The organism is Streptomyces viridochromogenes DSM 40736 (genome assembly GCF_000158955.1).
Classification (GTDB): domain Bacteria; phylum Actinomycetota; class Actinomycetes; order Streptomycetales; family Streptomycetaceae; genus Streptomyces; species Streptomyces venetus.
Genome location: NZ_GG657757.1, coordinates 7,141,266 through 7,153,057, shown reverse-complemented (window position 1 = coordinate 7,153,057; position 11,792 = coordinate 7,141,266). Strand labels below are relative to the sequence as shown.

Annotated in this window: 8 protein-coding genes and 1 pseudogene; 6 read left to right on the top strand and 3 right to left on the bottom strand. The window is 72.3% G+C overall.

Annotated elements, in window-relative coordinates; genetic code table 11:
- A pseudogene (locus SSQG_RS31315) lies at window positions 1-186 on the top strand (sugar ABC transporter substrate-binding protein); the annotation flags it as partial.
- 31 nt (window positions 187-217) lie between these two features.
- Here the strand turns inward: SSQG_RS31315 and gcl are convergent.
- Window positions 218-2,002 (bottom strand): glyoxylate carboligase, encoded by a 1,785-nt coding sequence (gene gcl / locus SSQG_RS31310; protein ID WP_003993959.1) that lies wholly within the window; start codon window positions 2,000-2,002, stop codon window positions 218-220.
- A gap of 208 nt (window positions 2,003-2,210) precedes the next feature.
- Between gcl and SSQG_RS31305 the strand changes: the two genes are divergently transcribed.
- The gene (locus tag SSQG_RS31305; protein ID WP_003993958.1) at window positions 2,211-2,981 is read left to right on the top strand and encodes a hypothetical protein; all 771 of its coding nucleotides are present in this window, start codon (window positions 2,211-2,213) and stop codon (window positions 2,979-2,981) included.
- 27 nt (window positions 2,982-3,008) lie between these two features.
- Entirely contained in the window at window positions 3,009-3,515 is a 507-nt protein-coding gene (locus SSQG_RS31300; RefSeq protein ID WP_003993957.1) for a GNAT family N-acetyltransferase, read from the top strand.
- Window positions 3,516-3,535: 20 nt separating this feature from the next.
- On the opposite strand, the gene SSQG_RS31295 is transcribed toward SSQG_RS31300, so the two are convergent.
- A complete protein-coding gene (locus SSQG_RS31295; protein ID WP_003993956.1) occupies window positions 3,536-5,125 on the bottom strand; it encodes an AMP-binding protein in 1,590 nt (529 codons plus the stop codon).
- Complete coding sequence (locus tag SSQG_RS31290) at window positions 5,122-6,801, bottom strand: AMP-binding protein (protein ID WP_003993955.1); 1,680 nt, start codon at window positions 6,799-6,801, stop codon at window positions 5,122-5,124. Before SSQG_RS31290 ends, SSQG_RS31295 begins: the two co-directional genes overlap by 4 nt.
- A gap of 125 nt (window positions 6,802-6,926) precedes the next feature.
- Here SSQG_RS31290 and SSQG_RS31285 point away from each other — a divergent pair, with 125 nt between their 5' ends.
- The 3 genes from SSQG_RS31285 to SSQG_RS31275 all read left to right on the top strand — a co-directional run bounded on the left by SSQG_RS31285 (window position 6,927) and on the right by SSQG_RS31275 (window position 11,746).
- Window positions 6,927-7,742, top strand: a complete 816-nt coding sequence (locus SSQG_RS31285) for a helix-turn-helix transcriptional regulator (protein WP_003993954.1) — start codon at window positions 6,927-6,929, stop codon at window positions 7,740-7,742.
- A gap of 157 nt (window positions 7,743-7,899) precedes the next feature.
- Window positions 7,900-10,752, top strand: a complete 2,853-nt coding sequence (locus tag SSQG_RS31280; protein ID WP_039934025.1) for a helix-turn-helix transcriptional regulator — start codon at window positions 7,900-7,902, stop codon at window positions 10,750-10,752.
- A gap of 202 nt (window positions 10,753-10,954) precedes the next feature.
- Entirely contained in the window at window positions 10,955-11,746 is a 792-nt protein-coding gene (locus tag SSQG_RS31275) for a S1 family peptidase (RefSeq protein ID WP_003993952.1), read from the top strand.
- Window positions 11,747-11,792: the final 46 nt, after the last annotated feature.

Below are 11,792 nucleotides of genomic sequence, written 5' to 3'. Positions count from 1 at the left end.
CACCTCAGGACGTTCCTGGACGAGCTGCCGTCCTCCGAGCTCTACCCGGCCGGCAAGACCTCCTGGGCCGACGTCAGCGCGCAGGTGAAGCAGCAGATCGGCAAGGCGGTCGCCCCCGGTGGCAGCCCCTCGGGCGTCCTCAGCCGGCTCCAGGCGGAGGCGAGCCGGGCGGAGAGCGCGGAGTAGTGCCGCTGTCGGCCCCTCTCCTTCCCGCGCGTCAGACCTTCAGCGTCCTGATCGAGGTCGGCGCGTGGCCGGGCTCGGTGGCGATCTCCTCGAACTCCACGACGTTGCCGATGTCGTTGGTCGTCGACATGGAGATGTTGGTGACACGCTCCAGGATCGCCTCGACGACGACCGGCACCTGGTGCTCCGCGGCGAGCTTCTTGGCCTGCTCGAAAGCGGCGCCCAGCTCGGCGGGGTCGGTGACACGGATCGCCTTGCAGCCGAGGCCCTCGGCGACCTTGACGTGGTCGACGCCGTACACGCCGAGTTCGGGCGAATTGATGTTCTCGAACTCCAGCTTGACCTGGAAGTCGATGTCGAACGCCCGCTGCGCCTGCCGGATCAGGCCCAGGTAGGAGTTGTTCACGAGGACGTGGACGTACGGGATCCGGTGCTGCGCCCCGACGGCCAGTTCCTCGATCATGAACTGGAAGTCGTAGTCGCCGGAGAGCGCGACGACGGACGCCTCCGGGTCGGCCTTGGCGACGCCGAGCGCCGCCGGAACGGTCCAGCCGAGCGGGCCGGCCTGACCGCAGTTGATCCAGTGCCGGGGCCGGTAGACGTGCAGCATCTGGGCGCCGGCGATCTGCGAGAGGCCGATGGTGGAGACGTACCGGGTGTACGGGCCGAAGGCCTTGTTCATCTCCTCGTAGACGCGCTGCGGCTTGATCGGGATGTCGTCGAAGTGCGTACGGCGCCGGAGGGTCGCCTTCTTCTCCTGCGCGGCGGCGGCCCAGCCGGAGCGGTCGGGCAGCCTGCCGGTCGTCTTCAGCTCCTTCGCCACCTCGACGAACAGTTCCAGCGCGGCCCTGGCGTCGGAGGCGATGCCGTAGTCGGGGGCGAAGATCCTGCCGAGCTGGGTGGGCTCGATGTCGACGTGGACGAAGGTCCGGCCTGCGGTGTAGACGTCGAGTCTGCCGGTGTGGCGGTTGGCCCAGCGGTTGCCGATGCCGAGGACGAAGTCGGATTCCAGGAAGGTCGCGTTGCCGTAGCGGTGCGAGGTCTGGAGGCCGACCATGCCGGCGTTCAGCTCGTGGTCGTCGGGGAGAACGCCCCAGCCCATGAGGGTGGGAACGACCGGGGTGCCCGTCAACTCGGCGAACTCGACGAGCAGTTCGGCGGCGTCGGCGTTGATGACCCCGCCACCGGCGACGATCAGTGGCCGCTCGGCGGCGTTCAGCATGCCGAGCGCCTTCTCGATCTGGGCGCGGGTCGCCGCGGGCTTGTAGGCCTGGAGCGGCTCGTACGTCTCCGGGTCGAACTCGATCTCCGTGAGCTGGACGTCGATCGGCAGGTCGATGAGGACGGGCCCGGGGCGGCCGGAGCGCATCAGGTGGAAGGCCTGCTGGACGACGCCGGGGACCTGCGCGGCCTCCAGGACGGTCACGGCCATCTTGGTGACCGGCTTGGCGATCGAGGCGATGTCGACGGCCTGGAAGTCCTCTTTGTGGATCACGGCGGTCGGAGCCTGGCCGGTGATGCAGAGGATCGGGATGGAGTCGCCGGTCGCGGAGTACAGGCCCGTGATCATGTCGGTGCCGGCCGGGCCGGAGGTGCCGATGCAGACGCCGATGTTGCCGGGGTGGGTGCGGGTGTAGCCCTCGGCCATGTGCGAGGCGCCCTCGACGTGCCGGGCGAGGGTGTGGGTGATGCCGCCGGAGGCCTTGAGTGCCGCGTAGAAGGGGTTGATCGCCGCGCCCGGGACACCGAACGCGTCGGTGACGCCCTCACGCTTGAGGATCTCAACTGCCGCTCGGGCAGCGGTCATTCGAGCCATCGAGTACTCCTGCTTCGGCTGTCGGATTCGCACTCCCGTCGCGCCCGCGGTGAGCTCTTCCGCATTGTGGAAAACATTTTCTACGATCTGGAATGAATGTAAGTGGGGCGGGCGAAGGCAGTCAAGAGACGGCAAGCGGCGGACAGGAGAGGGTCCGTCGGCGCACGATGGACGCGCTGTCCCGATGCGACACGGTTCTGGAGGGGCCATGGCCGAGACCGTCCCCGTGCGCTGCCCGGCCTGCCACCGCGAGCACCGCTACACGGCTCCGGCGTACCCGTGCGCGTGCGGCGCACCGGTCGCTCCGCGCCTCGACCGGCACGGGGTGGCGACGCCTGTCTCCCATCGGGTCTGGCAGGACGACTGGGTGACGGTGCACTGTCGGTCCTGCGGGAGGGGCGGGGACTGGCCGCGCCCCGAAGTGGGCTGCTCGTGCGGGGTGGTGATGCGGGTTCCGGTGATGGACGCACAGGACGTCACCGACCAGGCCGACGCGACCGGCCAGGACACCACACCGGACCCGAACCCGGACCCCGAGAACGGAACCGGCCGACGCGCCACCGCCGCCGCCCCTGACACCCCTGCCGCCCAGCCGCCCTTCCACTCCGTCACGATCCGCACCGCGCTCGACGCCGTCACCACCACCGCGCTGTACCTCCGCTGGCTCGGCTACCGGGGTGTCCGGCGGGCGGATCAGCGGCCGCCGTCCGGCATCGGTCTCGCCGCCCGCGGTGTCGTCGCACAGGTCGACCCCGCCGTGCGCCCGGCGACCCTGCGGGACGTGGAGTGCCTGTGGCTGACGGCCATGACGGAGTCGGCGGACTGCCTCTACTTCTCCCTCACCGGCTACACGGCCGATGCCCGGGCCCGCGCCGACACCCTCGGCATCCCTCTGTTCGTCCTCGACCTGACGGGCACGCCGCGCCCGGTGAACGAGCCGGCCGGGGCACTGGCCGGCACCGAAAACCGGGCGCCCTGACCCTCCGGCGACGCTCATACTCACCGCATGCGCATCCGCCCCGCGGCGCCCGCCGAACTCCCCGTCCTCCAGGACATCGAACGTGCCGCCGGCGCGCCGTTCCGCGAGTTCGGCATGCCGGAGATCGCCGACGACGAGCCGCCGGGACTGGACGTACTGGAGCGTTACCGAGAGGCGGGGCGCTGCTGGGTCGCGGTGGACGGGCGGGACGATCCGGTCGCGTATCTGATCGGCGAGCCGGTGGACGGCGCCCTGCACGTCGAGCAGGTCTCCGTCCACCCGCGCGCCGCCCGCCGGGGCGTGGGCCGGGCCCTGCTGTCGTACGCGGCCGAGCGGGCCCGCGAGGAGGGCCTGGCCGCCCTGACGCTGACGACCTTCGCGGACGTGCCGTGGAACGCCCCCTACTACGCCCGCCTCGGCTTCCGCGTCCTGCCCGAGCCGGACCTCACCCCCGGCCTGCGCGCCGTCCGCGCGACGGAGGCCGCGCACGGCCTGGACCGATGGCCCCGGGTGTGCATGCGGGCCCCGCTGTGACCGGCCCGCATGCACACCGGCTACCGCTGCCCGCCGGCGAACCTCTCCCGCAGCTCCACCTTGCGTACCTTCCCGGACACCGTCATCGGGAAGGTGTCGAGGAGCTGGAGCCGGCTCGGGATCTTGTAGTGGGCCAGCCGTCCCTCGCAGAAGGCCCGGAGCCCCTCCAGGGTCGGCGGGTCGGCCGGGTCGCGGGCGATGACGCAGGCCAGGACCTCCTCGCCGTAGTGCTCGTGCGGGACGCCCACGATCTGGACGTCCTGGATCCCGGGATGGGCGTACAGGAACTCCTCGATCTCTCGCGGGTAGATGTTCTCGCCGCCCCGGATGATCATGTCCTTGATGCGGCCGACGATCTCGACGTAACCGTCCTCGCGCATCGTCGCGAGGTCGCCGGTGTGCATCCAGCGTCCCGCGTCGACGGCCTCGGCGGTCTTCTCGGGCTCGTCCCAGTAGCCGAGCATCACGCTGTAGCCCCGGGTGCACAACTCGCCCGCCGTGCCGCGCGGTTGCGTGACGCCCGTCGCCGGGTCGACGACCTTCACCTCGATGTGCGGCAGCACGCGGCCGACCGTACCGGTGCGGTGTTCCAGGTCGTCGTCCCTCCGGGTCTGGAGGGAGACCGGGGAGGTCTCGGTCATGCCGTAGCAGATGGAGACCTCCGCCATGTGCATCTCGGCGACGACCCGCTTCATCACCTCGACCGGGCAGGGCGAGCCCGCCATGATGCCGGTGCGCAGGGAGGAGAGGTCGTAGGAGGCGAAGTCGGGGAGGTTGAGCTCCGCGATGAACATGGTCGGAACGCCGTAGAGGGAGGTGCAGCGCTCCCGCTGGACCGCGTCCAGCGTGGCCTTCGGGTCGAAGGACGGGGCGGGGATGACGATGCAGGCGCCGTGCGACGTGGCGGCCAGATTGCCCATCACCATGCCGAAGCAGTGGTAGAAGGGCACCGGGACGCAGATCCGGTCCTGCTCGGTGTACGCGATCAACTCCCCGACGAAGTAACCGTTGTTGAGGATGTTGTGGTGGGAGAGGGTGGCACCCTTCGGGAAGCCGGTCGTGCCCGACGTGTACTGGATGTTGATCGGGTCGTCGCAGGACAGCTCCTCGAACGGGACGGGCGTTCCCCGCGCGATCAGCGCCTCCCAGCCCGGGTCGCCGATGAACACCGTCTCCCGCAACCGTGGGCACCGGCCCCGCACCTGCTCGACCATCGCCCGGTAGTCGCTCGTCCTGTGGCTCGACGACGCGAACAGCAGCGAGACCCCCGCCTGCTTGAGGACGTACTCGACCTCGTGGGTGCGGTAGGCCGGGTTGATGTTCACCATGATCGCGCCGATGCGGGCGGTGGCGTACTGGACCAGCACCCACTCGGGGCAGTTGACCGCCCAGATGCCCACCCGGTCGCCCTTGGCGACGCCGCTCGCCAGCAGCGCGTACGCCAGCTCGTCGACGTCCGCCGCGAACCGGGCGTAGGTCCAGCGCCGGCCGGACGGCACGTCGACCAGCGCCTCCCGGTCCGGCCAGGCGGCGACGGCCCGGTCGAGGTTGGCGCCGATCGTGTCCCCGAGCAGCGGTGTGGGGCCGGTCCCGTGGCTGTAGGAGGTCACCGGAAGTCCTCCTCGCGGTACTCGGCGCCCGACCCGGCCGCCGTGGCCTCGCGCAGCTCGATGCGGCGGATCTTGCCGGAGACGGTCTTGGGCAGGTCGCCGAACTCCAGGCGGCGGACGCGCTTGTAGGGGGCCAGGACCTCCCGGGAGTGCTCGAACAGCACCTTCGCGGTGTCGGGCCCCGGCTCCCAGCCCTCCGCCAGCACGATGTACGCCTTCGGCACCGCGAGGCGCAGTTCGTCCGGAGCGGGCACGACCGCCGCCTCGGCCACCGCCTCGTGCTCCAGCAGCGCGCTCTCCAGCTCGAAGGGGCTGATCTTGTAGTCGGACGCCTTGAACACGTCGTCCGCGCGGCCGACGTAGGTGATGTAGCCGTCCTCGTCGCGCGCTCCGATGTCGCCCGTGCGGTAGTAGCCGCCGGCCATCGCCTCCGCCGTGCGGTCCGCGTCGCCGTGGTAGCCGGTCATCAGGCCGACGGGGCGGGCCGACAGGTCGAGCGCGATCTCGCCCTCGGCCGCGCCCGGCGCCCCGGAGACGGGGTCGAGCAGCTCGACACGGTAGCCGGGGCTCGGCCGGCCCATCGAGCCGGTCTTGAGCGGCTGGCCCGGGCTGTTGGCGACCTGTACGGCCGTCTCGGTCTGGCCGAAGCCGTCCCGGACGGCGATGCCCCAGGAGCGGCGGACCTGCTCGATGACCTCCGGGTTGAGCGGCTCTCCGGCGGCGACGACCTCCCGCGGCGGGGTGCGCAGCTGGGTCAGGTCGGCCTGGATGAGCATGCGCCAGACGGTGGGCGGGGCGCAGAAGGTGGTGACCCCGGCGCGGTCCAGCTCGGCCATCAGACGGGCGGCGTCGAAGCGCGTGTAGTTGTGGAGGAAGACGGTCGCCTCGGCGTTCCAGGGGGCGAACAGGTTGGACCAGGCGTGCTTGGCCCAGCCCGGCGAGGAGATGTTCAGGTGGACGTCGCCGGGCTTCAGGCCGATCCAGTACATGGTCGACAGGTGCCCGATCGGATACGACGTGTGGGTGTGCTCGACGAGCTTGGGCCGGGCGGTGGTGCCCGACGTGAAGTACAGCATCAGCGGGTCGTCGGCGCGGGTCGGGCCGTCGGGCGTGAAGTCGGCCGGGGCTCCGTGGGCGTCCTCCAGTGGCAGCCAGCCCTCGGGTACGGCACCGGCGGCTCCGGCGGCGATGCGCGTGTAGTCGCCGGGCACCTCGGTGAACTTGCCGGTGTCCTCCGGGCGCACGATGACGTGCCGGACCCGGCCGCGGTCGACGCGGTCGCGCAGGTCGGCGGGGCCGAGCAGCGGGGTGGCCGGGATGACCACCGCGCGCAGCTTCATCGCCGCGAGCGCGACGATCCACAGTTCGGCCTGGTTGCCGAGCATGACGAGGATCCGGTCCTCGGCGCGCACGCCCCGGGCGCGCAGCCAGTTCGCGAACCGGTGGGAGCGCACGGACATCTCCTCGAAGGACAGCCGCGTCTCGTTGCCGTCCTCCTCGACGATGTGCAGGGCGGTGCGGCCGTTGCCGTCGGCGATCTCGTCGAACCAGTCGAGCGCCCAGTTGAAGTACTCGGGACGGGGCCAGCGGAAGCCCTCGTAGGCCCTCGTGTAGTCCTCTCGGTGTTCCAGCAGGAAGTCCCGCGCGTCGCGGAACTGCTCCGTCGCCGATGTCATCTGTCCTCCTGGGTGCCGGACCATTGCCGGGCGGCTCCCGACCATCGTGTAATCCGTGATGCAGGTCTCACTACCCCCGAACGGGGGGTGCGCCCGCACAGCAGTCGTAGTGAAGGGGCGAACAGGTGACATCGGACGCGTCCGACGCGGTCGACATACGGAACGCGCTGCTCCGCCTGCGGCGCGCCACCGGCCTCCCGGTGGCCTTCGGCGGCCTGATGGAGGCCGGGCAGCAGGTGCGCATCAGCGAACTGAGCGGGACGGCGACGCACGCGCTGCGCTCGCTCGTGGTGACGTCCGGCAACGGACTGGGCGGGAAGACGGTGGCGCTCTCACGGCCGTGCGTCGTGACGGACTACTCGGCGTCGCGGCGGATCAGCCACGAGTACGACGCCCCGGTGGCCCTGGAGGGGCTGCGCTCGGTGCTGGCCGTGCCGGTGGTCGTGCGGCACCGGGTGCGCGGGGTGCTGTACGGGGCGCTGCGCACGGCCCGGCCGCTCGGCGGACGCACGCTGGACGCGGCCGTGGAGGCGGCCCGGGACGTGGAGCGGGCCCTGGTCGTGCGCGACGAGGCCCGTACGCTCGCCGCCGAGGCAGGGGCGGCGGGCGCGGGGTGGGAGCAGGTGCGGGAGGCGCACGCGGCCCTGCGGGCGCTGGCACCGAAGATCGCGGACGAGCGGTTGCGTGCCGAGCTGCTCGGCGCGTGTGCGCTGTTGACGGCCCCCGGGAGCACGCCGCCCACCCGGGTGCGGCTCGCGCCGCGCGAGGTGGACGTGCTGGCCTGTGTCGCCGCCGGGGCGACGAACGCGGTGGCGGCGGAGCGGCTGGGTGTGACGCCCGAGACCGTCAAGGCGTATCTGCGGTCGGCCATGCGGAAGCTGCGGGCCAGGACGCGTGGCGAGGCCGTGGTCGCCGCGCGCCGGGCGGGATGGTTGCCGTAGGTTTGTGGTGTTTTCCGACGTGGTGTTCCGCCGCATTCGGGAGATCGATGAATTCGTCCGTCGCCACCCGTTGTTGTTTCCCTCACCACACCGTGCGTCCGAAATTCAAAGAGCTGTTGCCTAATATTGGCCAGGACACGACGCAGGGAGGGCAGCGGTGACCGTGCGACGGGACTTCCAGGAGCCTCCCCGGAGCCGCCCCGACCTGGTCATCGGCCGGGAGGATCTGTTCACCTCGGCAGGTGAGCAGCTCGGCCGGGGCGGAAGTGTGCTGCTCCACGGCCCTGCCGGAATTGGAAAGTCGACGGTTCTGCGGGCGCTGGCCGCGGATTACGCCGGGGCGGCCCGGACCGTGTTGCGCTGCTCGGCCACGGAGTCCGAATCCCATCTGCCCTTCCTCGCGCTGGCCGATCTGTTCGGCCTCGTGCTGGACGAGGTCTCCGGCGGGCTGCCCGCCGCCCAGCGCACCGCCCTGGAGTCGGCGCTCACCGGCCGCGGCGAGCCCACCCTCCAGAGCGACGGGCTCGCGCTGCGCCTCGCCGTGCTGTCGGCGCTGCGCACCCTGGCCGCCAAGGGACCGGTGCTGGTCGTGGCCGACGACCTCCAGTGGCTGGACGCGGCCAGTGCCGAGCTGCTCGGGTTCGCCGCCCGCCGGCTGGGCGACACGCCCGTGCAGATGCTGTGCGCGGTGCGGACCGAGGGCCAGGAGTACGACCGTCATCTACTCGCGTCCCCGCCCGACACCCTCGCCGTCCGGCTGGGCCCGCTCACCCGTACCCAGGTCTCGGCGCTGCTCGACCACCGCGGCTACACCCCGCTGTCCCGCTCCACGATCCGCGACATCCACCGCACCAGCGGCGGCAACCCGCTCTTCGCGCTGGAACTGGGCCGCGCCCTCGCCGAGAGCCCCACCCGGCCCCGGCCCGGCGAACCGCTGCCCGTGCCGACCTCGCTGCGGGCCCTGGTGCTGAGCCGGCTGGAGATGCTGTCCGGCGAGGCGCGCCGCACCCTCCTCGTCGCCAGTGCCGGTGCCCGCCCCACACTGGCGCTGCTGCACGCCGCCGGCCGGGAGCACGCCGAGGCCGAGACGGCCCAGGCGGCGGCCCTGGGGCTGCTGGCGACCGAGGCGGAGGGCCCCGCCGTACGGTTCGCGCATCCGCTGATCTCGGCCGCGCTGTACGCGGAGGCCCCGGCGCAGGAGCGGCGGGCCGTGCACGCCGCGCTGTCCACGGCCGCCTCCGACCCGATCGAACGGGCCCGGCACCTGGCCCTGGCGACCACCGGCACCGACCCGGAGGTGGCGGCCCGGCTCGCCGAGGCCGGGGCGCTGGCCCGGGACCGCGGGGCACCGTCCGTGGCCGCCTCGCTCGGGCTGCTCGCGGCCCGGCACACCCCTGCGGACAGCACGCCGGGCCCGGACGAACGGCGTCTTCAGGCGGCCGAGGACGCGATCACCGCCGGCGAGGCCGATCTGGCCCGGGACATCGCACGCGACGTGCTGACGCGCGCCACCGTGCCCGCCGAGCGCGTACGCGCCTGGATGGTGGTCATCGAGGCGGCCGGGCAGGCCCTCGGCGAGGTCGACGCCGTGTTCCCGCAGGTCCTGGCCGACGCGGGCGACGACCCGGGGCTGCTCGCCCTGGTCCACTACCAGCTGGCCTGGCGCGGCCTGGTCGTCGAGGGCGACTTCGCCGAGGCCCGGCAGGAGGCCGCGCACGCGGCCGAGCTGGCCGCCCGGGGCGCGGACCGGCGCACCGAGCTGATGGCGCTGTCCTTCCAGGCCTCCACCGAGACCCTGATGGGCCACCCCGACGCGCCCGCGACGGTCAAACGGGCCCTGAGGGAACCCCAGGACCCCTACGTGGCCTGCCATCACAACGGCGCCGGCTCGGCCCGGTTCCGCTGGCTGATCATGAGCGACCAGCTGCCCGAGGCGCGGACGACGATCACCGCGCTGCTGCGCGAGGTGCGGCGGCGCGGCATGGTCGAGAGCGAGGTGCACTTCCTGCGCTTCCTCGCCGAGACGGAACTGCGCACCGGGCACTGCGGGCGGGCCCTGGACCTGGCCCGCGAGAGCCTGCGTCTCGCCCGGGACTCGGGGATCGGCGAGGGTGCCTCGGCGATGCTCACCTCCCTCGCGGAGGCCTCCGCCGGGGACGTCGACCGGGCACTGGCCCTCGCCCGTGAGGCGGCCGACCACGCCGAGGTCGACGGCGACCAGATGTACCTGTCCCGGGCCCTCGCGGCGCTGGGCTACGCCCAGTTGGTCGCCGGGGACCCGGCGGCCGCGGTGCGTTCGCTGCGCCGGGTGCGGGAGCTGGAGCAGGGCCTCGGCATCAACGACCCGGCGCGCGGCCGCTGGCACGGCGACCTCGCCGAGGCCCTCGTCCGGATCGGCGAACCCGCCGAGGCGCAGGACGTCATCGACACGGCGCGGACGCACGCGCTGCGTCTGGGCCGGCAGAGCGTGCTGGCCGTGCTCGACCGGGCCGAGGCGCTGGTGCGGGCGGCACGCGGTGAACACGAGGCCGCTCTCGTCCGGTTGACGTCGGTGCGGGACCGGCTCGGCAGGCTCGGCTACGGCCTGGAGGAGGCCCGCGCCGCCTTCGCCCTGGCCCGGCTGCGCGACCGGACCGCATCCTTCCCCCGGGCCGTGGGCACTCCCCCGCCGGGGCCGGCGTCGTACGACGAGGCCGCCCGGCTGTTCCGGCGCTGCCGGGCGCTGCCCTGGCTGCGGCAGGTCGACGCGGCGGTCGCGGCCGCTCCGGAGACGGCGGAGCCCGCCTCCGTGGCACCGCCCGTGGCGCTCGACGCGCTGGAGGGGCTCGCCTCGATGGAGCGTCAGGTCGCCTCGCTGGTGATGGAGGGCGCGACCAACCGGGAGATCGCGGCCCGCCTGTTCATCAGCGTCAAGACCGTCGAGGCGACCCTCACCCGGGTCTACCGGAAGCTGGGGATCCGCTCGCGGGTGGACATCGTCAGGCTGGCCGCGGGCCGCCGCAGCACCTGACCCACCTGGGTTTCCCGGGCGGGACCGAGGGTTTTCCCTGCCCAACTCCCTTAGGGGCTTCCCTCATTGGGGGCCCTCCCGCCCGGGCTCTAGCTTGGGGGCGTGCCGCTCGCCGGGCACACGGAGATCCGAACAACGGCGTCAGGGTCCCCGTGCACCACCACCCGCGCGACCCCCCACCGGCAACTCCCCAAGGAGACCCATGTTCGGGCTCAACGCTGCCAAGAAGGCCGCCGCCGTAGCCGCGGCGACCGCTGCCGCCGCCACGACCGCGCTGCTCGCCGCCCCCACGGCCGTCGCCGCGCCCCAGCCGATCGTCGGCGGTACGACCACCACCACGTCCGCGTACCCGTTCGTCATGCAGATCACGGACGCCTCGCAGAACCAGTTCTGCGGCGGCACGCTGGTCTCCCCGACGAAGGTCGTCACCGCAGCGCACTGCATGGTCGGGGAGACGACCAGCAGCGTGCGCGTGGTCGGTGGCCGCACCTACCTCAACGGCACCAACGGCACGGTCAGCAGAGTCAGCAAGATATGGACCCATCCGAGCTACACCGACGCCACCAACGGTGACGACATGGCCGTGCTGACGCTGTCGACGTCGATGCCGTACACCCCGGCGACGTACGTCTCCTCGTCCCAGACCTCCGTGTACGCGGCCGGCACCACCGCCCGCATCCTGGGCTGGGGCACCACCTCCGCGGGCGGCAGCTCCTCCAACCAGCTGCGCACCGCGACCGTACCGACCGTGTCCGACTCGAGCTGCGCGAGCTCCTACGGCTCCGACTACGTGCAGAGCGACATGGTGTGCGCCGGAAAAACCTCCGGCGGTGTGGACACCTGCCAGGGCGACAGCGGCGGTCCCCTGCTCATCGGGGGCGTCCTGGCAGGTATCACTTCCTGGGGCGAAGGCTGCGCCCAGGCCGGTTACCCGGGGGTCTACACCCGGCTGACCACCTTCTCGAACCTGGTCACCACGCAGGTCAACTCGTGACCGTTCGATAGCTCCTGAGTACCCCTCAGGTGACATACCAGGGTCG

Excerpts from the sequence above, each read along its gene's own strand:
- gcl (WP_003993959.1), bottom strand. The coding sequence starts at position 2,002 with ATGGCTCGAATGACCGCTGCCCGAGCGGCAGTTGAGATCCTCAAGCGT.
- SSQG_RS31305 (WP_003993958.1), top strand. The coding sequence starts at position 2,211 with ATGGCCGAGACCGTCCCCGTGCGCTGCCCGGCCTGCCACCGCGAGCAC.
- SSQG_RS31300 (WP_003993957.1), top strand. The coding sequence starts at position 3,009 with ATGCGCATCCGCCCCGCGGCGCCCGCCGAACTCCCCGTCCTCCAGGAC.
- SSQG_RS31290 (WP_003993955.1), bottom strand. The coding sequence starts at position 6,801 with ATGACATCGGCGACGGAGCAGTTCCGCGACGCGCGGGACTTCCTGCTG.
- SSQG_RS31275 (WP_003993952.1), top strand. The coding sequence starts at position 10,955 with ATGTTCGGGCTCAACGCTGCCAAGAAGGCCGCCGCCGTAGCCGCGGCG.